The sequence below is a fragment of the Rhizobium sp. YS-1r genome (assembly GCF_000757525.1).
Lineage (GTDB): Bacteria > Pseudomonadota > Alphaproteobacteria > Rhizobiales > Rhizobiaceae > Neorhizobium > Neorhizobium petrolearium.
Map to the genome: position 1 here is coordinate 619,884 of NZ_JPYQ01000006.1, position 20,026 is coordinate 639,909.

The window sequence follows — 20,026 nt, forward strand, 5'->3', positions numbered from 1 at the left end:
TAACCCTTTAGGAGCCCTCAATGGCAGGTCAGCCCTTTCCCGTCGATCCGGTGCTTGTCGGCATCGTCCAGGCCTACCGCAACAACGCATTGATCGCGGACCTCGTGTTGCCGCGCCTCAACCCGCTTTTGCCGCGCGAACAATTCAAGTGGTGGCGCTTTGATTTCGGGCAGTTCATCACCCGTCATGACACCAAGGTCGGCCGTAAATCCGAGCCGAACACTGTCGAGTTCAATGCCGAAGAGATCGAGGATCGCACTGACGATTACGGTCTCGACGATGTTGTCCCCGTTGCCGACAGCCAAAATGCTCCGGCCGGTTACGACCCGCGTGCATTCGCGGCGCAGAAGCTTATCGATCTGGTGCTGCTCGATCGCGAGGTCCGCGTCTCCAGTCGCGTGTTCGATCCCGCCACCTATGGTGCGGACAACAAGGAGACGCTGGTCGGTGCCTCGAAATGGAGCGACGCCGACAGCAAACCGATCGTTGCGGTTGCCGAAGCTGCCGACAGCATGGTCATGCGTCCGAATTATGCCGCCATGGGACGCTCAGCCTGGACGACGCTGCGCACCAACCCGAGCGTGCTGCGTGCGCTGACGCCTTCGGGCGCCGGCGACGGTTATGCCAACAAGCGAGCGGTCGCCGACCTCCTGGAACTCGACGATATCTATATCGGCGAAGGCTGGGCCAACAGCGCAAAGCCGGGCCAGCCAGTCGCTCGCCAGCGCGCCTGGGGCGATAACTGCCTGCTCTTCCATAAGGCGCAGCTCGCCGACAGCGTCTCGGCGACACCGACCTTCGGCTGGACGGCGCAGTTTGGCACCCGCGTTTCCGGCTCTATTCCTGAACCGAAGATCGGACTGCGCGGCTCCGACCGCGTCCGCTCGGGCGAGAGCGTGAAGGAAGTCATCTCCGCTCCCGAGCTGGGCTACCTCATCTCCGACATCACCTGATCCACTGCCGTGTGAACTACGCCCGGCGCGAACGCCGGGCGGATTTTTCGAAGGGGGATCGACCGCGATCCTTTTCGCAAGATCCGAAAGGAGGGCCAGATGGCCAAGAAGCCCATGAAATCCAACGCCCCGGCCGAAGAGGTCACTGAGACCACGGTCACTCCGGGGCAGGATGCCGCCACTGATCCTCGGGTCGCGCCCGAGGAGCCGCGTGATCCGGCATCCACCCCGTCAGGCGAGAACGGGCCTGACGGGAGTAATACCCCCAGCGATAGCGGCGATGCTGCTGGCGAAGCTTCGGCCGAGCTGGTGAAACCGCAGGTGAACGCCACTCCGACCGAAGCCATCCTGGCGGAGGCGGAAAAGGCAAAGCCGGCCCCGGAAGCGGAAGCATCGGCTTCCGGGGACGCCACGGATGAAAAATTCGACCTGGCCACCATCATGGCCGCAAGCGGAATCATAGAGCCGGCCGATCTGTCGGCCGAGGACCGCAGCCACCTCGTTAACCTGCTCTTCGGCAACAGTGCCCCGGTGGAACGGCGCGAGGTCCATGTTATCGGCGGCCCGATCCGCCACAACAACGTCAAGTTCAAGCTGGGCAAGCCCATTGTCCTCACCGAAGCAGAACACGCTCCGCTACGCGAGAGGCGCTTGGTCACCTCGTGGGAAACCGGCAAGGTGGTGGACTGACCCATGCCCTATGCGAGCCTCGAAGATCTGATCGAGCGTGCCGGCGAGGATGAAATCCTTCAGGTCGCCGATCGCGATGGTGACGGTACGCCTGATCCCGACGTCGTCGAGGCTGCTTTGGTGCATGCCGACAATATCGCCAACGGCTATGTCGCCGTCCGCTACGCATTGCCGCTGACAGCCGTGCCCGATCTGCTGCGCACCTGGTGCGTCTCGATCGCCCGCTATCAGCTGCATCGCGACGGCGCTCCGGACTATGTGGTGCGCGATTACAAGGATGCGCTCACGGCTTTGAAGGATCTGGCCCGCGGCGTTCTGGACTTGCCGATCGGCGTCGATGATCCGCAGCCGGCACCATCCGACAGCGGTCGCGTCAGCATCGTCGGGCCGGAACCCGTGTTCACCGCCGACAAGCTCAAGGGATGGCTTTGATGATCCAGGACGTCATCGACCGCCTGAAAGCCATGGCACCATCGCTCTCGGACGTTTCGGCCGCCGAGGATCTGGCCGCATTGGCGGAGGGCACCGCGCCGAAGAGCGGCGCGACCTTCGTCATCCCGTACCGCGAGCTGGGCAGCCCGAACAGCCGGGCCTCCGGTGGCTTCCGCCAGGAGGTCGGCGTCCAGATCCTGGTCGCCTTCGTCGTCCGCCGGCATGACGATTCCAAGGGCGGCAAGCGCGTCTCGCAGTTCGACACCTATAGCGGCGAGATCGAAGCCGCACTTGCCGGTTGGGCAACCGAGCCCGGAAACGAACTCTTCTGGCTGGCGGCGGGGAAATCCGCACCGCTCGGCCGCGGCAACGGCGCCACCGTTTACGTCCAGACCTGGCAGACAAGCCGGTTCATCAGAAAAGGAAACTGACATGAAGGGTCAAGGCGGATCCTACCTGCGCCAGGCAGACGGCTCTCTCAAACTGGTCAGCCGCACCGTGCAGGCGAAACCAAAGATCGAACCGGCCGCATCCGTGGAGTCGGCTGCGGAGACCAAGCCCGCGGGCAAATCGAAGAGGGAGAGCCAGGGTGACTGAGCGCTACGTCGACAATCTCGCCATCCTGGCAAAAATGGAAACAATCTACGCGACCGATCCCGTGCCGACCGGCGCGGCAAATGCCATGATCGGCACGAATGTCAGCTACGAACCGTTCGTCGGCAACGATCTCACCCGCGACCTGATCAAGCCCTATATGGGCCATCAGGGCGTGATCTTCGACGGCAATTACTGCCGCCTCTCGATGGAAATCGAGATTGCCGGTTCCGGCGATCCCGGCACGCCGCCGGGCTGCTCGCCGCTTCTGCGTTCTTCCGGCCTTGCCGAGGTCATCACGGCCGACACCGACGTCCAGTATCATCCGGTCTCGAAGCTCTTCGAGAGCTGCACGATCTATTTCAACGACGACGGCGTGAACCACATCATGGTCGGTTGCCGCGGCACGGTGACCGGCCAGCTCACCCCCGGCCAGATGCCGCGCTTCGTCTTCACCATGACCGGCCTGCTCGGTACCTTTTCCGACACGGCCCTGCCGACGATCGACGATTCGAAGTTCATCGATCCTGTGCCGGTCAATTTCGAGAACACGACGGTCTCGCTGCATGGGTTTGCCGGCGCCTGCGAAGGCTGGAGCTTCGACCTCGCCAACGCAATCGAACCGCGGCTGTTGATCAACCAGCGCTCGATCCGCCAGACCGGCCGCCAGATGGTCGGCCAGGCAATCTTCGAGGCGGCGCTGCTGGCCGAGAAGAACTGGCTGCAGACGATGCAGTCGCACACGGTGGGCGTGATGGCCGCCCAGCACGGCACCGTGGCCGGCAACATCGTCGAATTCGACGCGCCGAAGGTGCAGATCGGCCGCCTGACTTACGGCGCGACCCAGCGGATCCGCAACAACACCTTGCCACTGATGTACAAGCCTGACGCCGGCAACGACGAATTCGTCATCACCTTCCGCTGATTTCCAAACCTCTTTGAAAGCCCGGTGAAATGACCTTCAAGCTGTTTTCCGAACTGACCTTTCCGTGGCCCGTCAAGGTCATGGAGCCCGATCCGGCAAAGCCCGGCAGGCACATACTCCGCGAATTCGAGGTGACCTTCGCAATCCTTCCGCCGGAACGCATCCAGGCGTCCCGCGATGCCCGCCTCGCCATCCTGAAGAAGATGGACCGCAAGATTGTCGGTGAGGATGGTGCCGAGGAGCCGCTCGGCCTCGACGAGCTGAAGCTGATCCAGGCGGAACTGGAGGAGCATGACAAGGGGGCCGTCCAGGATGTGGTCCGCGGCTGGAGCAAGATCGTCGACGCGGATGACGGAGACAAGCCGATCCCGTTCACGGACGCCACGTTTCGAGCACTCTACGCGATCGAGCGGGTCAAGGTGGGCCTGCTGAACGCCTATGAAGAAGCGATCAGCCAGGATCGGGCGCGCCTAAAAAACTGAAGGCGGCGGCGGAGCGCTGGGCGCGCATCCGCTCCGGCCGCCGCGATCGAACGAAGCCCGTGGGGGTGCCCGACAAGGTTCGGGAACAGTTTCAAAGGATGGGCGTGCAACTTGCCGCTCGCCCGAAGCAAGACGATGAGATGGAGATCATGCCGGCAAACTGGGATTCACTGATGGCTTTCCTGGAATGCCAGACCCAGTGGCGCGTCGCGGCCGGCATGGCAGGGCTTGTGTGGTTCGGGCTTGATTACGTCGCATGCAAGCTCGTCCTGGATTCAATCGACGCTGATACAGAGGTCTTCGCCGACCTCCGCGTCATGGAGGCCGCAGCACTTCCGGTCCTGAATGAGGCCGACTGATGGCACCCTCTCCCTATCGCATCTCGATCGGCGTCAACATCGATTCCTCCGGAGCAAAGAGTGGCAGCGCCGATGCCCGGCAGGCCGTCGCCGCGATCGGCGCGGAAGCCGAAAAGGGCGTACCGAAGATCGACAACGTCGCCACTTCGGTCGAGAGGACTGTCAACGCGGGCGGTTCGAACAAGGCGGTTACCGGGATTGCCGCGATCGGCAACGAAGCCGAACGTACCCGCACGAAGATCCAGCAGCTGATCAATGCCAGCCTCGGGATCCACGATGGCCCGGCCAATGAGAACGCGCGCAGATGGGCTGGCGTCCTGGCAGACGAGGCTCTGTCGGCCGACCGGCTTCGGGCCAAATACAATCCGCTGTTCGCGACCATCCAGCAGTACAAGCAGGCGCAGATCGAGATCCGCACGGCACATGCCATGGGTGCTCTTTCGACAGAGGAGTTTACGGCGGCTATGACCCGAGAGCGCCAGGCCGCGCTTGCCTCGATCGACGCGATCAAAAGCCGGAATGTAGCCCTTGCCGACACGCCAGCGCAGCGATCGGGCACCCGTGCGTTCAATACCTCCAACTTGGCAGCTCAGGGTTTTGATATCGCAGCAACGGCGCCGTTCATGCCCTGGTATACGGTCGCCCTGCAGCAAGGTCCGCAGGTCAGTCAGGTATTCAACGACATCAGGGCCAGCGGCGAGAAGATAGGCCCCGCTGTTGCCGGAGCCTTCATGCAGCTGGCCAACCCGATCTCGCTTGTGACGATCGGCACCATCGGCGCGGCCGCGGCCGCTGTATCTTACTTCTCCGGCATACTCTCCGATAGCGCTGATGCATCTGCAAAGCTCGATGAACAGGCACGGATCATCGGTTCAATAGCAGACAGATGGGGAGATGCCGTCCCAGCGCTGCGCGAATACGCCGATCAGGTGACCCGTGCCCAGAACGTAGCGGACGCCAGGCAGGGACTTACTCTTATCAATGAGAAGGCCCTCGAAGAGGTCAAAAGGCAGCTTGTAGATGCGCGTATCTCTATTTCGGCGCTGGTCCAAGATCTGCGGGCGGCCGGCGAGGAAGATGAAGTTATCAAACGCCTGCAGTCGACATTCGGCCAATTTGCGAAATCTGCCAACGAAGGGAAGCTGAAGACCGAGGAAGTCAAGAGCGTTCAGGACGCACTTGCTGTATCCATAAACAGTACCGGAATCCCGGCATTAAAGGACTTCGCCACTTTCTTCGACACCCTGTCATCATCCGCCCTTTTGGCATCGGAAAACGTCCAGAAGGCCAGTGATGCCGTTTCCCGGATGCAAGATGTTACCACTTGGCGCTCTTACAATCCGAGCACAGGTAAACTCGAAACAAACGCGCAGCCTTGGGATGAGAACATTCAGAACCCAGGGTTCACAACGCCGGAGCTTGGTCCCGTTCCCGGCCGCCGCCCCCTCAGAGAATTGGAGGCGGACCCCAGCCAAAAGAAAACTGAAACGGCCGCCCGGTCCGCCGCGAACGCCTATCGTGACCTGATTAAATCGGCCGACGATCGAATCGGACAGATGAAGCTGGAAGCGCAGCTTTCCGGGCAGACCGGTGTCGCTGCCGACACATTACGCTTCAAACTCGACCTGCTGCAGCAGTCCGAGGACAAGGGCCGGTCGCTGACGCCGAAACAAGTCGAGGCGATCAACGCCCGTGTCGAGGCATTCAAGAAATATGCCGAAGAGGCGGCCAAGGCCCAGCTCGCCTCCGATCTCCTGTTCGAGCGCGAGCAGCTCGGCCGATCGGCGATGGACCAGCAGATTGCCGCCCAGCTGAAAGGCGCCGGCCTCCCGGTCGATTTCGACAGCTATGAGGCCGGGCTGATCCGGGCGAACCTTCAGCTGCAATATGCGCGTGACCTGACGGGCGACTTCGCCAGCACCCTCACCAGTAGTCTCCAGCAGGGCAAGGACTTCTGGGATGCACTTGGCGACGCAGGAGTGAGCGCCCTGAAGCGAATCTCCGACACGCTGGTGAACGATCTGCTGAACAGCCTGTTCCAGGTCAACAGTGCGGCTGCCGGCGGCAGCTCGGGCGGCGGATTGTTGGGTCTTATCACCGGCGGGATCGGCAGCCTGTTCGGCGGCTCGTCAAGCTCCTCAGCCTCATCCAGCGCGTGGTCGCTCGGCCTTGATGACTGGCAGTTCGCGCGCGGCGGCTATACCGGCCCTGGCGGCATCCACGAGCCCCGTGGTGTCGTGCATGCCGGCGAAGTCGTCTGGTCGCAGCGTGACGTCGCTCGTGCCGGCGGCGTGGCGACGGTCGAGGCCATGCGTCTCGGACGCCGCGGCTATGCTGACGGCGGTGTCGTGGACGTTGCGCCGCTGATGTCATCGCGCATGGCGGAGCGGCAGTCGGCGGCGGCCGCCGATCGCGGCATGGGTACGCTCAAGCTGTTGCTCGGTCTGTCGGCCGACGAGAACGGCAACATCCTGCCAGCCATCCGCAAGGCGATCGCCGACAATGTGCCGGAATATGTGCAGCTTGCCTTCGACGATTACGACCAGGCCCTGCCCGATCGCGTCGCCGCGATCCAGTCCGAGCCCTGGAGGCGCTGATGGCCGCACCGCTTTCGCTCTCCGCGCTGTTCGACAAGCTGCCGATCTCGTCGGTCCGATGGTCGATCCAGCGCAATGACGAACTTGCCGGCAATGGCGACGGCGATGTCTGGTCGGCCGAACTGGCAGATCCGCTCTGGACCGGCGACGTGACGCTCGATCGCGGCCTGCACGACGAGCTGAAGCAGGCGGCTGCATTGATCCGTTCCCTGGATGGCTCAAGACAGGCCTTCATGTGCTGCGATCCGCTTTCGCTCTTCCCGCAGTCCGATCCGGACGGCTCGATCCTCGGTGCGTCCGTCGTCCGGGTGCGCGCGGTCAATCCCGATCGGCGGCTCCTGCAAGTGTCCGACCTGCCGGCCGGCTATCAGATGACCACCGGCGATAAGCTGCAGATCACGCAAGGCACGATGATCCGCTTCCACGAGGTCGGCGCCGACGCTTCTGCCACCTTCGCCGGCAATCTCGATCTGTCGGTCTTCCCGCGGCTGCCGCTGACGCTTGCCGTCAACGCCGTCGTCACACTGATCAAGCCGGCATGCCCGGTCATCATCGCGCCCGGCAGCCACGATCCGGGCACCGGCCGCAGCTCGGTCACCGAAGGCGCAGCGTTCAAGGTGCTCCAGAAAAAGAGGACGAGCTGATGCGCAACCAGCCTTCTGCCCTGACGGCCGCTCTTGCCAACGTACCGGCAACCGGAGTTTCGAGCCGCAAGGCCGTGTGGATCGTTGCCAAGAACCGGGAAACCGGCGCACCGGAGGAAGTCGGCCTGTGGACCGGCGACGACGATGCCAACCTCACTGTCATCCGCGGCGCCGACAATGTGACCGTCACCCGCCCCTATCTCGGCGGCGGCAACTTGCTGAAGGTCAGCGATATCCCGCGCGTCTCGGACCTGACGGCACAGACGGTCACAATCGACCTGTCGCAGATCGCCGACGCGGTGCAGTTGCTCTTGCGTACCTATGACGTCCACCGGGCGCAGGTCGAGATCCACGAAATCGTGCTGTCGCCCGAAACCGGCCAGCCCGTCGCTCCGGATCTTCCGATCTTCCTCGGCATGGTCGATGGCGCGCCGATCAAGACGCCGCGGGTGGGCGAACAGGGCCGCGCCACGCTCAAATGCGTCTCGGAAATGATGATGATGCTACGGCGGACCAATCCGGAAAAAGCATCCTACGAGGCGCAGCTGCTGCGCGACGGCGACGAGTGGAACCTCTATGCCGGCGTGGTCGAGACCTGGGAGCTGTCCTGGGGACAATAGCCTGAGCGGCGGCCTTGCCTCGGCAAGTTCCGATCGCCAACTTGCCGCCATCCCCTCAGATCAATGCGGCCAACTGACCGTCCGAAACCGGACGGCTGATACGCGCGCGCGATCGGCCCTAGATGGGCCATGCTGACCCGACTTCCCAATTGGCGCCGGCGCTATGAAGCGGCGATCGACGAGATCAAGTCGCGGCCGTTTACGTGGTACGACCACGATTGCGGCCGCGGCCTTGCCGTGCGCCTGGTCCTCGCGCTGACGGGGGTCGATCTCGGCGCGCATTATCCGGATCGTTATGACGACGCCCTGGGGGCCGCCCGCGTCCTCCGCGCTTACGGATTCCCAAACCTCGGCGAGCTGGTCGCCACGCTGCTGCCGGTCATACACCCGAGCCGCGCCGAGATTGGCGACATCGCCGCGATCGTCGTAGATAGCCCGGTCGGCCATGCGCTTGGCGTCGTCAACGGCGAGCGGATATTCGTGCTGACGGAAACCGGCATCGGCACCGTCGACCTGCTCGATGCCGCCATGTGCTTCAAGGTGGGTTGAAGCCATGTTGAAGGCCGCCTTCATTACCCTTTCAATCTTGCTTCTGACGGCTGCCGGTGCCAGCGCCGATCCGATCTCGGGCGCGATCGCCGCCTTCAGCGCGTTCCTGTCGAGCGGCGGCATTGTTGCGGGCATCGTCAAGATCGCGATCGTCGCGGCGGCAAATTTCGGGATGAGCCTGATCCAGCAGGCGCAGGCCCGTCGCCAGGCGCGCAAGAACCAGCGGCCGTCGGGAGTGACCCTCTCAGTCCAGATGGGCGATGCTGTTCCGCGCTCCTATCTGATCGGCACCCGTGCTACGGCCGGAAGGCGTGTCTATATCGGCACCTGGGGCGAGGTCGACAAGACGCCGAACGCTTATCTAACCGACGTCATCGAGCTGTCCTGCCTGCCGAATCATGCCGGCCCGCAAGGGCTCGATCGCGTCTGGATCGGCGACAAGGAGGTGACGATCCTTTGGAACCTGCCCGCGGCTGACGGTCGGGGTTATCCGGTCCAGGAATATCGCGTCGGCGGCACGGACTTTCTCTGGATCAAGTTCCTGGACGGATCGCAGACGGTCGCCGATCCCTTCCTCGTCGCCAAGTTCGGCACCCTTGCCGAGCGGCCGTTCAAGTCGACGATGATCGCCCGCGGTTGCCAGGCCGTCATCCTGACGGCACGGATCAACCAGGATCTCTTCAAGTCCGGCCTTCCGCAGGGCATCTACCAGCCAAAGCCGATGCGGCTTTATGATCTCCGCAAGGACTCCACCAATGGCGGCACCGGCACGCATCGTTGGTCCGACCCGTCGACCTGGGAAGCCTCCGATAATCTGCCGCTGCAGATCTATAATGTCAGCCGCGGCATCTATTACGATGGGCGCTGGCTGCATGGAGGGCGCAATTTTGCGCAGCACCGTCTGCCGGCATCATCCTGGATCGCAGCGCTCAATGAAGCCGATCGGCTGCTCTCCGGCCGTAAGCAATACCGCGGCGGGCTCGAGGTCTTCGTCGACCAGGATCCGCTTGAGGTGATCGAGGATCTGAGGATCGGCTGTGCTGCCCGGCTGGCGGAAGTGGGCGGCATCCTCAAAATACTCGTCGGTGCGCCGGCAGCAGCGGTCTACAGCTTCACTGACGCCCAGATCGTCGTCACCAGCGACCAGGACTTCGAGCCGTTCCCGACAGTCTCAGCCACCCACAACACGATCACCGCCGTCTATCCAGAGCCGGAGCAGCGATGGGCCGACAAGGATGCGCCTGAGAAAAGCTCGGCGACCCTGCTTGCCCGCGATGATGGCGAGCGGCTTCCGGTTGCTACGCGCTTCGACGCCGTCTCGATCGTCGACCAGGTGCAATGCCTGATGTCGACGATGATCGAGGAAGAGCAGCGCTGGCGCACCCATGAACTTGTGCTGCCGCCGGATGCGTCGGCGCTGGAGCCCAACGACGTGGTCTCGTGGTCGAGCGACCGCAACGCCTATTCCAACAAGAAATTCCTTGTCGTTCGGGCGATCTCGCTTTCCGGCCTGTTGCAGCGACTGCTCCTGAAGGAGATCGACCCGGCCGACTATGATCCGCCGGAAATCCTCTTGCCGCCGGTCGTCGGCCCGACCGGTCCGATCGCGCCACCTGCGCAGCCGCTATACGGCTGGCAAGCCGTGCCGGCGACCATCTATGACACGGACGGCAATGCCCGCCGTCCCTCGATCAAGGTGATCTGCGCTCCGGACCAGGACGATGTCGCCAAGGTCTGGGTGCAGGTTCGCCTGAAATCGACGGCCGCCGGGGTATTCGATAGCGACTCCACGCCCTATGCCGATCCTTATGAGTGGGTGCTCAACGGCACGTTCCTGCCGGCGACGCTCTACCAAGCGCGCGGCAAGTTCGTGCCGTACAGCCGACGGGAGACTGAGTGGTCGGACTGGATCGACGTCATGACGCCGAATGTCCGTCTGACGTCGGGGCTGGATTTTGATCCGTATGACGGCACGATCGGCTTCGACAACCTCGCCGACGATCTGAAGGATTACCAGGACTGGCTCGGTTCTGGCCGGCGGGAGATCCTCGAAAAGCTGGAGGAGATCAGCCTCATCGTAGCTGATCAGGACCTCGGAAACGCGGTCGAGCGCCAGAAGCTCCGCGAGCAGTTGACGGCGACGCGGGACAAGATCACCGCGGAATATACGCGCGAGGTGCAGGTCCTGGTGGCTGCCGATACGGCGCTCGCCAGTTCGATCACCAGCCTGACGACAAGCTTCAGCGGTTTTCAGTCGAGCGTCACGCAATCCCTTGCATCTCTCTCGTCTGCCGATCAGGCCCTGGCGCTGAGTGTTGAGGAACTGGAGGCGTCGGTCTTCGATCCGGCGACCGGCCTGCCGTCCGTCGCATCGGCCGTCTCTGCCCTGCAGGTGCAGGTCAACGGCCAGGGCGACGACATCGAGGCGATGGCCGATCAGATCGCCAGCCTCGAAACGCAGGTCGGCGACGTGTCGTCCTCGGTGAATGTTCGGGCGACGGCGGTGGCCGGCGGCTCCGGCGGGTTTTCCCGATGGGCCGTGCAGGTGAAAACCTCCACCAGCGATTGGTCGGCACAGGCCGGGCTTTATGTCGAAACCCATGCGACGCTTCCGTCGCGCATCCTCCTCGATGCCCAGCAGCTCTTTTTCGGGGACCTTTCCTCCGGCGCCGCGCCGATCAACCCGCTGGTCTATTCCGGCGGACGCTGGCGGTCGGAAGCGCAGGACATCGGCACGGTCTATGCCGGCACGATCAACTTCGGGAATGGGCGCGTCATCATCGACGAGAACGGAATTGTGGTTACGTCATGATCAGGACCCGCATCGGTATCGACTATGAAGGCGTCTCCTGCGTCAAAATCACCAAGGGTGAGCGCGATCCAATGATCGTGCCGGACGCGGAGAAGAGCGCATTCCATTACAACTCCAAATTCTCTGCAGACGTGAAACTGACGGCATTCGAGAGCACTCCGCCGGGAGGAACGCAGTATTGGCCCGCCGGAGCCAACGACAGCAATTACACAAAGAAACGGGCGAATATTACCGCCGGCGCGGACAACATCACCGTTTTGATCCGGAACTCTCATTTTCCGGGTCTTCCATACGCCATGCCTCTCTATGATCTGAAAATAAAGCGCAGATCAGACAGCCGATATCTCGACAACACTCGGGTTTACACACAGGGGAGCGAGGATCCGTCCGGCCGGGAACCTGGCTATCGAACCCTCATGAACTGGTACAATCAAGGTTGGCTTCGAAATGGCGGAGATAACAGCTGGGGATCTCCGACGCTCGGCAACGGGCTCTACTATCTGAATAACGCCTTTGGCCAGACCGATTTCACCAGTTACGAAAAGACGGCTGTCGTGTGGCGGTTGCCGGGGGATGACACCCCGCTGATCGACAGCGTGACGCCCTCGATCACGCCCGGGCTCAGGACGGTCGAAATCTCGGACACCTGGTGTCGTGTCGCCAAGCCGGGATATGACACACGGACGGCGACCCCGACGCAAATGGCGTTCGACAGCTCCGGTCAACCTCTCTCTGTGATCAAGGCAGGCGATGTGGCGCTGCCGGCGGGTGCGACGAATGAGATCGAGGTCGGGTTTCCCGGCGACAACTCCATGGTTTGCGACATTCTGCAATATGAGCAGGACGAAATCCGATACCCGATCAGCGGATATTTCACGGTGATGAACTGTGAATACTGGTTCTCGGGCACGAAGCTTTACATCTACAATCCCCAGACCGCATCCCGCGCGAGATACCTGGTCTTTTCCCGAAACGCAGCGGAGCCTACCTCCGGCAACAACAATGTGCTTCGCCAGTTCAACGATGGGACGCAGGATGTTGTCCAGTTCCTTCGTCCCGGTGCGGGCAATGACCCGTCTCTCGCTGACATTATCCTCGATAGCCGCTGGCCTGCGCTCCAGATGCTTGCCGAGGGCTATATTCCAGTGTCAGCGCAGAGCAATAAGGTGCCGCCTAGCGTCAATACAGGTATTGCAGTCGACGTTCCGTTCGACGGGGCCGGGTTCTTCCCGTTCGTGAAGTTCTCCCTGCACATGCAGAATGGCTTCTACGGCGAAAAAGTGCAGGCCCCGTCTGCGAGATTGATCGAGAGTTACAATAACTCCTTCCGTTACGTTGCTGAAAATACAGTGTTCTGCGTCCTGACCGGCAACAATGCCAGGTTCATCTCTTACGAGGGGAACCCGATATCTGAACGGCACAGCACTTCGTCCGGGTGGCAATACGACTACTCGGCCAACACCCTTCTCGGCATTCGCTACTACATCCTTGGCATCCCCGCTCCATGAGGTAACCCATGTCCATCAGGCCCGAAATCGCGCTCAACGAGCTGCGCCTGTTCAACAAGCTGCTGGAAAACAGATGCCTGCAACTGGCCCAGCAACTCGCCGACGTCGCCGCCGAACGTGACCAGGCGCTCGCCGATCGCGACGCGATCCGCTCCGAACGCGACGACCTGCTGATGGAGCGCAGGGTCGAGGGGGAGCGTCATGGCTCTGCTGAGTGACTATACGGCCGGCACGGTGACCGTCGCGGCCGGAGGCACGGCGGTGACCGGCGTCGGCACAGCCTGGCTGACGGCCGGGTTTCAGGAGGGTGATGAGTTCTTTGCTGCCGGCTGGCACGGCATCGTCCAGAGCGTCAACTCCAACACCTCGTTGACGCTCTACCCGACCGGCATTCGCGGCGCCGCACTCGCGGGTTCCGCCTACCGGCTGCGCTACCAGGGCGACGGCTCGCGGCTGACGGCGCAGGCTCGGCAGTTGATCGAGCTGCTCGGCGGTAACGGGAATATTCAGGCGCTTTCCGGCCTTGCTGGGGCGGCCAACACCTTCCCGATCTTCACCGGCGCCGGCACGATGGATTTGGCGACGCTGACGGCGTTCTTTCGGGGCTTGATGGATGCCACGGATGGCCCGAACCTTTATGGGCAGATGGGGCCAATCCCGGAGGCTCAACTGCCGACGCGCTTAAGCGCGGTGGATGCGTCATCGACACTCGACTCCATCACGGAGACCGGCTTTTACCTCATCGGTGTCGCCGCGTCGGTGGGACCAGTGCCCGGTCAGCGCGTCCTCGTCATGCATCAGCGATACTCCTCATCGGTCGCGATACAGACGGCTTGGATTTGGAGTTCCCGACCGCGGCAATTTTATCGGTATTACAACAATGGCGCCTGGAGCGTCTGGCAAACTGTTGGTGCGGAGATAGTCGGGCAAGCTCAACAGGTTGGCGGCGTTTCGACGGGGGCGATCTTCGAGCGCAGCAGCAATGCCAACGGCGAGTACGTGCGGTTTGCGGACGGGACGCAGATTTGCACGACGCTGGTCACTATCAAGGCCGAAGGCGATGCGACGACCGGGATTAAAAGTGTGTCCTGGACTTATCCCGCCGCGTTCAACGTCATTCCAGGCGTGCACATGTCGGTCATCACCAACAATCCGACACTGCGCGGTAAATCGACAGTCTCCAACAACGCCAGCCTCGCAAACCTCTATTATCAGGAAGACAGCACCACTTCGGCGGCTGTCACTGCGAGGGCGACAGCAATCGGAAGGTGGTTCTGATGCACATTTCGTTCTCCCCAATGCGTCGCGACAACACGCTCGCAATCAGCAAGAGCGGCGACATCCTGACGATCAACGGCGAGGCCTTCGATTTCTCCGGCCTGCCGGACGGCGCGACGATCCCGGCCGGTGAAGTGCCTTGCGACTGGATTGTCGAGCCTGTCGAGCGGATCGGCGGTGATCTGCGCCTGACGCTGATCCTGCCGCATGGTGCCGATCCATCGGTTGACGTCGCCTTTCCCACGCCGCTGATCAACCCGCCTGACGGGCCGCTGGCGATCCCCTTCGATCCGCCGCCGGAACCTATGCCCGAAGTGCAAGACGAGGAGCCTGCCGATGTGGACGGTTGATCCTGCCAAGATCATCACGGCCGAACAGAAGGCCGACACCGCGCGCCAGGCGCTCTGCGACGCCATCAATGCCGAACGCGCCCGCCGCATCATCGCCGGAAAGATCATCAACGGCATTCATGTGACTGGCCGCGACGAGGACGCCCGCAACCTCACCAATCTGGCACTCGGTGCCCAGGTCCGCATTGCCGGCGGCGATTCCACGACACTGAAGACGTTTCGTGACGGCGACAACATCGACCACGATCTGACGCCGCCGGAGATCATGTCGCTCTGGCAGCAATCCTCCGAATACGTCTCGGCGCTCTATGCGGCGAGCTGGGCGCTCAAGGCGCTCGATCCCATCCCGGCGGATTTCGCCGACGATAGCTATTGGCCTGACTGAAGTTAATCGCAATTCACTGATTACTGGTATGGATCTGCAACCCAAAGCCGCCCACGTTTCTTGCCTCGTAAAGTGCGACGTTCGGATATCGGCTTGCGAGCTGAGCGAGCTTTTCTCTCATTGCTGAGGGGCAATCTTTACCAAAGATGAGTCCGTCAAGTTCGTTTGCGAAAAACCTGATGTCTTCTGGCGCGGTCGTCTTGTTTCGACCATCTCCCGAAAAAATGCGCCACTCACGCTCGTGAGCCCAGTCTTCGGTTTTCGTGAATATGAGTTGGTGCAAAACCCGCAATTTGTCCAAACGACGCAAGCCAGTTAGAAAGTCAACGATCTCCTGCTTTTCTGCTATTTGCGGCGCGTGTTTGGAGTAATTGACGCGTTGCGCCATCATGAATGCGCTGTCGAATGCCGGAATGGACCGGAAACGAAGAACAACTCCTTTGTGCTGCTCAGCATAGAAATTCCACATGTTTGCATTGTCTGGACGTTCGGTGAGACAGAGGACTTTGGCGGTCAATGCCTGCTCCTTCAGCCCCCTGTTTAATGCCGGCAGCTCGTCTTTCATGTTCCGGAATGATTGTTCCAGTGCCGAGCCCCAGTCGGCTGAGAATTCGTCCTTCGTCTTCTTCTGCTGTGCGGCTCGGGCAATTCCCATGAGTCTCCCAAATTTGGTCTCTCCGGGTTCCCGCTCGCCTTGATAGATCTGCCACAACACCTCTAACGCTTCAGGCACTACGTCAGCGGCGGTCACAGCCAGATCAAAATCGAATTGCATATCGAACGGATCGTTAAGGCATCCGGGAGTCGACCATCGAAGGGTTCTGTTCTTTAGAACGAGCTCCGCTGTTGAACTCGACATGTATTTGAAGAAGTGCGCGCGGTCATTGCGGGCACGTTCGCGCGTCTGTGAGAGCGTCAGATCGAATTCGGAGTATAGAGTCACCAGCACCGTTCTCCCGCCTCTTTCAGCATGACCGGGCGTCCGAATTCGGACGGTTCTTAATTCCCCCCGCGCGCGTACCTATGGACTGACATCGCCCGGCGAAAACCGGGCGGCCGGGGCATGGGGATGCCCCGAGCGACGGGATTCTAGTTTGGGACAGGAACCCGTCCGACAGCAAGTATGCACAACCGTCGCACCCGTACCCTGCAGGGCAGATTAGGTGTGACCGAGTCGTGAGTTGTTTGAAATGGTGAATATGCGGCCGATCGAGCCCGCCAATCCTGCCGCCCCGTATATCGGGGGCAAGCGCATTCTTTCGAAGGAAATTATCCACAGGATCAACCGAACGCCACACGAAGCCTATGCCGAACCGTTTGTCGGCATGGGCGGTGTTTTCCTGCGCCGTAGTCAGGCGCCGAAGATGGAAGTGATCAACGACATCAATGGCGATGTCGCAAACCTCTTTCGGATCCTGCAGCGGCACTATCCACAGTTCATGGAGACATTGCGCTTCCAGATCACGTCCAGGCGTGAGTTCGATCGGCTGTCCCGCACCGATCCGTCGACCCTAACCGACTTGGAGCGGGCGGCGCGCTTCCTCTACCTCCAGCGCCTGGCTTTCGGTGGCAAGGTTCGGGGGCAGAATTTCGGAGTATCGATGAATGGCGGCCGGTTCAATCTCCTGAAGCTCGCGCCGCAGCTTGAAGATATCCACGAGCGTATGGCGGGCGTCGTCATCGAGAACTTGCCGTGGCGAACCTTCATCGAGCGCTACGATCGGCCGGGCATGCTTTTCTATCTCGACCCGCCCTACTGGGGCAGCGAGGACGACTATGGGAGGGAGGTCTTCAGCCGGGCCGAGTTCGCGGAAATGGCCGATGTTCTCGGCAAGGTTAAAGGCCGCTTCATCCTATCGTTAAACGCCGTTCAATGCGTCTATGAAACCTTTTCCAACTTCTCGATCGAGGAAGTCGACTGCACCTATTCCGTCGCCGGCCGTGGCCATAGCAAAGAGGTGAAAGAGGTGATTATATCCTCTTCTGGGTAAAGGAAGGGGAACCCGAATGCGAGTCTTTGCAAGCTGGTCGGGTAAAACAAGCCAAGAGGTCGCCACGATTTTCAAAAAGTGGATCCCAAACGTCCTGCAGGACATAGAGGTCTACGTTTCATCCCAGGATATTGAAAAGGGTGACCGCTGGCTGGCTAATGTGAACTCAACCCTACAGGACACAAACTTCGGCATCAGTGTGATCACCGCTGCCAACGCGACTGCTCCCTGGATCCTCTATGAGGCCGGAGCGATTGCAAAAAGCCTTGGTGAAGGGCGGCTTATCCCGGTGTTGTGTGGTGTTCAAGGCTTCGAGATTCCCAACCATCCGTTGACACAATTCCAGTACATTAAGGCCCCTGATGCGGAGCAGCTGTTGGCTTTGGTTGTGAGCTTGAATGAACATGTCGAAAAGAGGCTACCGGAAGACCGATTGAAGGAAACCTTTCGGAAATGGTACCCGGATTTTCTCGAAGACTATAAAAAGGTCTCTTTTGCCCCCCCTCCAGCCAAAGATGTCGAAGCCGACCCTGTCTCGACTCTGGTGCTTCCGATGCTCGAGAGCTTGATGAAAGAGCTGCGGGATCTCAAGATGGATATGCAACAGGTCAAGGCGGGCGCCCAATATCAACTCAGCCAAGCTTTGATCTCGGAGGTTCTGCGCTCGTCGCATTCAAAACGAGACCATACTATCTCCGCTAAGGACCTAAGCGAATTTGCGCACCTCGGCACCGTACACGCGAGAAATGTCAACAGGATCGTTGCAGATGCGATCACCGCAACGAAGCTCAAGGACGTGTCCGACCTAGCAGATGGAGAGAACGATAAAGGCGAGTGAACAGAGCGCTTGATCCCGAAACCGTCAGACGAGCGGCTCCTCGTCCTCTTCCTGCTTCAGCGGGTCGAGCACTTCCGGCCCCTTGCTGCGGATCGGATTGATCGGCCACATGATCATCAGTTCGGAGGGGAACGGCTTCAGGAGATCGGCCGGGTCCGGCTCTTCGGAAAGCCAGCGCTCATAGTCGGCCGGGTGCAGGATGACCGGCATCCGGTCATGGATCGTCTCCATCATCTCGTTTGCCGCACAAGTGAGGATAGCGAAGCTCCGCTCCTCATGGGCGCTGTCGGTGCGACGTGACGAATAGATGCCGGCCAGCGCAAACTTGCTGCGGTCCTTCATGGCGATCGCGTAAGGCTGCTTGTTTTTGCCCGTGCCGTGAATGTCCTTCCACTCGAAGAAGCCGTCGATCGGCACCAGACAGCGCCGCCGCTCATAGGCGCTCTTGAACGAATTGTTGGTCGCGATGCCTTCGCTTCGCGCGTTGATCATCGGCTTCTTCGCCTCCCGGTCCCAGCCCGCAATGAAGCCCCAGCGGCCGACGACGAAAACCGGCGCCATCTGCCCGCTCTCGCGCACCACGTCGCGGATGATGATCGGATAATATTCGCTCGGCCGTCCGTCATAGCGCGGGAACTGATTGTCGAGGCCGCCGACGTCGAGCGGCTTCGCAAAGCCGAAGCCGGCCATCATCTCCTTCAGGTTCGTCTCGATGAAGATCCTGCCGCACATGATCACTCTCCCTCAAAGCGCCAGTTGCTATGGCTATGAGCTCCGCCCATCTGGCCGTCCGCTGGAATGTCCCGATAGACCCGGGGACGATCCACGACAGTAAACTTCCGCATCACGGCTCTGGCAATATCCTTGGCGGCCTCGAAACGGGCGGCGTCCCATTCGCCCCTGGACGTCCACCGCCTAGCGTCTTCGTCATCGATATCGAAGAGCGCCGTGAGGACGGTGAGGTAGACATCATGCCTGTCGACCGGTTCGCCGCCGCACTCGAAAGCATAGGGCCTCAATCCCTCGTCCATGATCCTGGTGGCGATCGCGTGCAACGACCCTTTTTCGCGCTGGCGGTATCGGCCTGTGCCGGCAAAGCCGTTCAATGTGGGCTGGCTCAAACAGTCGATCTGGATCCTAATGGCGGAGGTTAATCTCTTTTGCAGGTCTTCGGGCATGCGGAATGGCTCTCGTGTTCGAGACCGGCCGCATCGGTCATAGGGTTGATGATCCGCCCGCCTGCGGATGAGGTGAGAGATGGCGCCGAACGCGTGTGGAGTCAAGGGCGCCTCAGGAGCCCGTTCGCTCCGAACCGCCACCTACCCGCAACGACCATTTAAGGGGCCTTTGGGCCGGTCTTAAGCGATGCCCCAAATCGGGCTTTGTCTCGGCCCTCCATCAGTCGCCCTCAACCTCAGTTGAAAGAGGATAGCGGGAGTGCAAAACTGGAATTTCAATACCGGGATCGAGGGGGAGAATTATGAAACAACTGCTTTTAACCGCGATGCTTCTTCTAGGCTTTGCGGGCTCCACGTTATCTGAACAACAGCCTCCCATTGAGGGCGGGGAACTCACCACAGAACAAAAGCTTGAAAGGTGGATCGAGAAGAATCCGGACTCGTGGCGGGGTTTACAGGGAAGCTTGGAAAATGCGGGCGGCGACCCGCCGCAGCGGGCACAAATTCTAAAGGCTTTAGAAACCCTCGGTGCGGCTGTCGGGGAATATGGCTATGAGAAGATTAAGCAGGCCTACACAGAGCGCGAAAGGATAGCTGCAGAAAAGGCGGCAGCAGAGAAGGCCGCGGCGGAGAAAGCTGCTGCAGAGAAAGCGGCCGCGGAACAGGCGGCAGCCGAGCAAGCTTCCCGCAATGCCAGATTGGACACCGATATGGACGCCATTCGCCAGCATCACGCGACACCGGATCAGGTTAAGGAAGAAAAGAAGCAATTGGGTAGCCAGTGGTAGTGGGCCGAGGCTCCACCGAACAGCTTCGGGCGCACACATCAAAATTCCGGAAC

At 61.1% G+C, this 20,026-nt stretch carries 25 protein-coding genes; 21 read left to right on the forward strand and 4 right to left on the reverse strand.

The window, feature by feature from the left end; genetic code table 11:
• The first annotated feature begins 20 nt into the window (after nucleotides 1-20).
• The 8 genes from JL39_RS07335 (at nucleotide 21) to JL39_RS07365 (ending at nucleotide 4,435) form a co-directional block, all read left to right on the forward strand.
• Nucleotides 21-953 carry a major capsid protein gene (locus JL39_RS07335; RefSeq protein ID WP_037147871.1) on the forward strand — a complete coding sequence of 311 codons (933 nt, stop codon included), beginning with the start codon at nucleotides 21-23 and terminating at the stop codon, nucleotides 951-953.
• Between the two features lie 99 nt (nucleotides 954-1,052).
• Nucleotides 1,053-1,643, forward strand: a complete 591-nt coding sequence (locus JL39_RS07340) for a hypothetical protein (RefSeq protein WP_037147873.1) — start codon at nucleotides 1,053-1,055, stop codon at nucleotides 1,641-1,643.
• A 3-nt stretch (nucleotides 1,644-1,646) separates the two neighbouring features.
• Nucleotides 1,647-2,075 carry a DUF1320 domain-containing protein gene (locus tag JL39_RS07345; RefSeq protein ID WP_037147875.1) on the forward strand — a complete coding sequence of 143 codons (429 nt, stop codon included), beginning with the start codon at nucleotides 1,647-1,649 and terminating at the stop codon, nucleotides 2,073-2,075.
• Nucleotides 2,075-2,506 carry a hypothetical protein gene (locus JL39_RS07350; RefSeq protein ID WP_037147877.1) on the forward strand — a complete coding sequence of 144 codons (432 nt, stop codon included), beginning with the start codon at nucleotides 2,075-2,077 and terminating at the stop codon, nucleotides 2,504-2,506. Before JL39_RS07345 ends, JL39_RS07350 begins: the two co-directional genes overlap by 1 nt.
• A gap of 1 nt (nucleotide 2,507) precedes the next feature.
• Nucleotides 2,508-2,672 carry a hypothetical protein gene (locus JL39_RS31915; protein WP_161784742.1) on the forward strand — a complete coding sequence of 55 codons (165 nt, stop codon included), beginning with the start codon at nucleotides 2,508-2,510 and terminating at the stop codon, nucleotides 2,670-2,672.
• On the forward strand, nucleotides 2,665-3,594 hold the full coding sequence (locus tag JL39_RS07355; RefSeq protein ID WP_037147879.1) for a hypothetical protein: 930 nt from the start codon (nucleotides 2,665-2,667) through the stop codon (nucleotides 3,592-3,594). Before JL39_RS31915 ends, JL39_RS07355 begins: the two co-directional genes overlap by 8 nt.
• 29 nt (nucleotides 3,595-3,623) lie before the next feature.
• Nucleotides 3,624-4,076 carry a hypothetical protein gene (locus JL39_RS07360; RefSeq protein WP_037147881.1) on the forward strand — a complete coding sequence of 151 codons (453 nt, stop codon included), beginning with the start codon at nucleotides 3,624-3,626 and terminating at the stop codon, nucleotides 4,074-4,076.
• A 104-nt stretch (nucleotides 4,077-4,180) separates the two neighbouring features.
• Nucleotides 4,181-4,435, forward strand: coding sequence for a DUF1799 domain-containing protein (locus JL39_RS07365; protein WP_200883920.1), 255 nt, complete (start codon nucleotides 4,181-4,183; stop codon nucleotides 4,433-4,435).
• Nucleotides 4,436-4,448: 13 nt separating this feature from the next.
• Here JL39_RS07365 and JL39_RS32280 read toward each other — a convergent pair whose 3' ends face one another.
• Nucleotides 4,449-4,691, reverse strand: a complete 243-nt coding sequence (locus JL39_RS32280; protein WP_210165742.1) for a hypothetical protein — start codon at nucleotides 4,689-4,691, stop codon at nucleotides 4,449-4,451.
• A 208-nt stretch (nucleotides 4,692-4,899) separates the two neighbouring features.
• On the opposite strand from JL39_RS32280, the gene JL39_RS07370 reads away from it, so the two are divergent.
• The 10 genes from JL39_RS07370 (at nucleotide 4,900) to JL39_RS07415 (ending at nucleotide 15,178) form a co-directional block, all read left to right on the forward strand.
• The gene (locus JL39_RS07370; RefSeq protein WP_210165743.1) at nucleotides 4,900-7,032 is read left to right on the forward strand and encodes a phage tail protein; all 2,133 of its coding nucleotides are present in this window, start codon (nucleotides 4,900-4,902) and stop codon (nucleotides 7,030-7,032) included.
• Complete coding sequence (locus JL39_RS07375; RefSeq protein ID WP_037147884.1) at nucleotides 7,032-7,676, forward strand: hypothetical protein; 645 nt, start codon at nucleotides 7,032-7,034, stop codon at nucleotides 7,674-7,676. The genes JL39_RS07370 and JL39_RS07375 overlap by 1 nt, the downstream gene beginning before the upstream one ends.
• Entirely contained in the window at nucleotides 7,676-8,296 is a 621-nt protein-coding gene (locus JL39_RS07380; protein ID WP_037147886.1) for a hypothetical protein, read from the forward strand. The genes JL39_RS07375 and JL39_RS07380 overlap by 1 nt, the downstream gene beginning before the upstream one ends.
• 129 nt (nucleotides 8,297-8,425) lie before the next feature.
• The gene (locus JL39_RS07385) at nucleotides 8,426-8,845 is read left to right on the forward strand and encodes a hypothetical protein (protein ID WP_037147887.1); all 420 of its coding nucleotides are present in this window, start codon (nucleotides 8,426-8,428) and stop codon (nucleotides 8,843-8,845) included.
• 4 nt (nucleotides 8,846-8,849) lie between these two features.
• Nucleotides 8,850-11,657, forward strand: coding sequence for a phage tail protein (locus JL39_RS07390; protein ID WP_052182722.1), 2,808 nt, complete (start codon nucleotides 8,850-8,852; stop codon nucleotides 11,655-11,657).
• A complete protein-coding gene (locus JL39_RS07395) occupies nucleotides 11,654-13,165 on the forward strand; it encodes a hypothetical protein (protein ID WP_037147889.1) in 1,512 nt (503 codons plus the stop codon). Before JL39_RS07390 ends, JL39_RS07395 begins: the two co-directional genes overlap by 4 nt.
• Nucleotides 13,166-13,173: 8 nt before the next feature.
• Complete coding sequence (locus JL39_RS07400; protein WP_037147891.1) at nucleotides 13,174-13,383, forward strand: hypothetical protein; 210 nt, start codon at nucleotides 13,174-13,176, stop codon at nucleotides 13,381-13,383.
• Complete coding sequence (locus tag JL39_RS30475) at nucleotides 13,367-14,443, forward strand: pyocin knob domain-containing protein (protein WP_052182723.1); 1,077 nt, start codon at nucleotides 13,367-13,369, stop codon at nucleotides 14,441-14,443. Before JL39_RS07400 ends, JL39_RS30475 begins: the two co-directional genes overlap by 17 nt.
• A complete protein-coding gene (locus JL39_RS07410) occupies nucleotides 14,443-14,793 on the forward strand; it encodes a hypothetical protein (RefSeq protein ID WP_037147894.1) in 351 nt (116 codons plus the stop codon). Before JL39_RS30475 ends, JL39_RS07410 begins: the two co-directional genes overlap by 1 nt.
• Nucleotides 14,780-15,178, forward strand: coding sequence for a DUF4376 domain-containing protein (locus JL39_RS07415; RefSeq protein ID WP_052182724.1), 399 nt, complete (start codon nucleotides 14,780-14,782; stop codon nucleotides 15,176-15,178). The genes JL39_RS07410 and JL39_RS07415 overlap by 14 nt, the downstream gene beginning before the upstream one ends.
• A gap of 13 nt (nucleotides 15,179-15,191) precedes the next feature.
• On the opposite strand, the gene JL39_RS07420 is transcribed toward JL39_RS07415, so the two are convergent.
• Nucleotides 15,192-16,127, reverse strand: coding sequence for a DUF2971 domain-containing protein (locus JL39_RS07420; RefSeq protein ID WP_037147896.1), 936 nt, complete (start codon nucleotides 16,125-16,127; stop codon nucleotides 15,192-15,194).
• Between the two features lie 241 nt (nucleotides 16,128-16,368).
• Between JL39_RS07420 and JL39_RS07425 the strand changes: the two genes are divergently transcribed.
• Nucleotides 16,369-17,169, forward strand: a complete 801-nt coding sequence (locus JL39_RS07425; protein ID WP_037147898.1) for a DNA adenine methylase — start codon at nucleotides 16,369-16,371, stop codon at nucleotides 17,167-17,169.
• A gap of 16 nt (nucleotides 17,170-17,185) precedes the next feature.
• Complete coding sequence (locus JL39_RS30480) at nucleotides 17,186-18,007, forward strand: toll/interleukin-1 receptor domain-containing protein (protein ID WP_052182725.1); 822 nt, start codon at nucleotides 17,186-17,188, stop codon at nucleotides 18,005-18,007.
• A gap of 24 nt (nucleotides 18,008-18,031) precedes the next feature.
• On the opposite strand, the gene JL39_RS07435 is transcribed toward JL39_RS30480, so the two are convergent.
• Together JL39_RS07435 and JL39_RS07440 are read right to left on the reverse strand one after the other, a co-directional pair.
• Nucleotides 18,032-18,739 carry an SOS response-associated peptidase gene (locus tag JL39_RS07435; protein ID WP_037147900.1) on the reverse strand — a complete coding sequence of 236 codons (708 nt, stop codon included), beginning with the start codon at nucleotides 18,737-18,739 and terminating at the stop codon, nucleotides 18,032-18,034.
• 2 nt (nucleotides 18,740-18,741) lie between these two features.
• A complete protein-coding gene (locus tag JL39_RS07440) occupies nucleotides 18,742-19,128 on the reverse strand; it encodes a hypothetical protein (protein WP_152601063.1) in 387 nt (128 codons plus the stop codon).
• A gap of 359 nt (nucleotides 19,129-19,487) precedes the next feature.
• Between JL39_RS07440 and JL39_RS32100 the strand changes: the two genes are divergently transcribed.
• Nucleotides 19,488-19,973 (forward strand): hypothetical protein, encoded by a 486-nt coding sequence (locus JL39_RS32100; protein ID WP_037147904.1) that lies wholly within the window; start codon nucleotides 19,488-19,490, stop codon nucleotides 19,971-19,973.
• The last annotated feature ends 53 nt before the right edge of the window (nucleotides 19,974-20,026 follow it).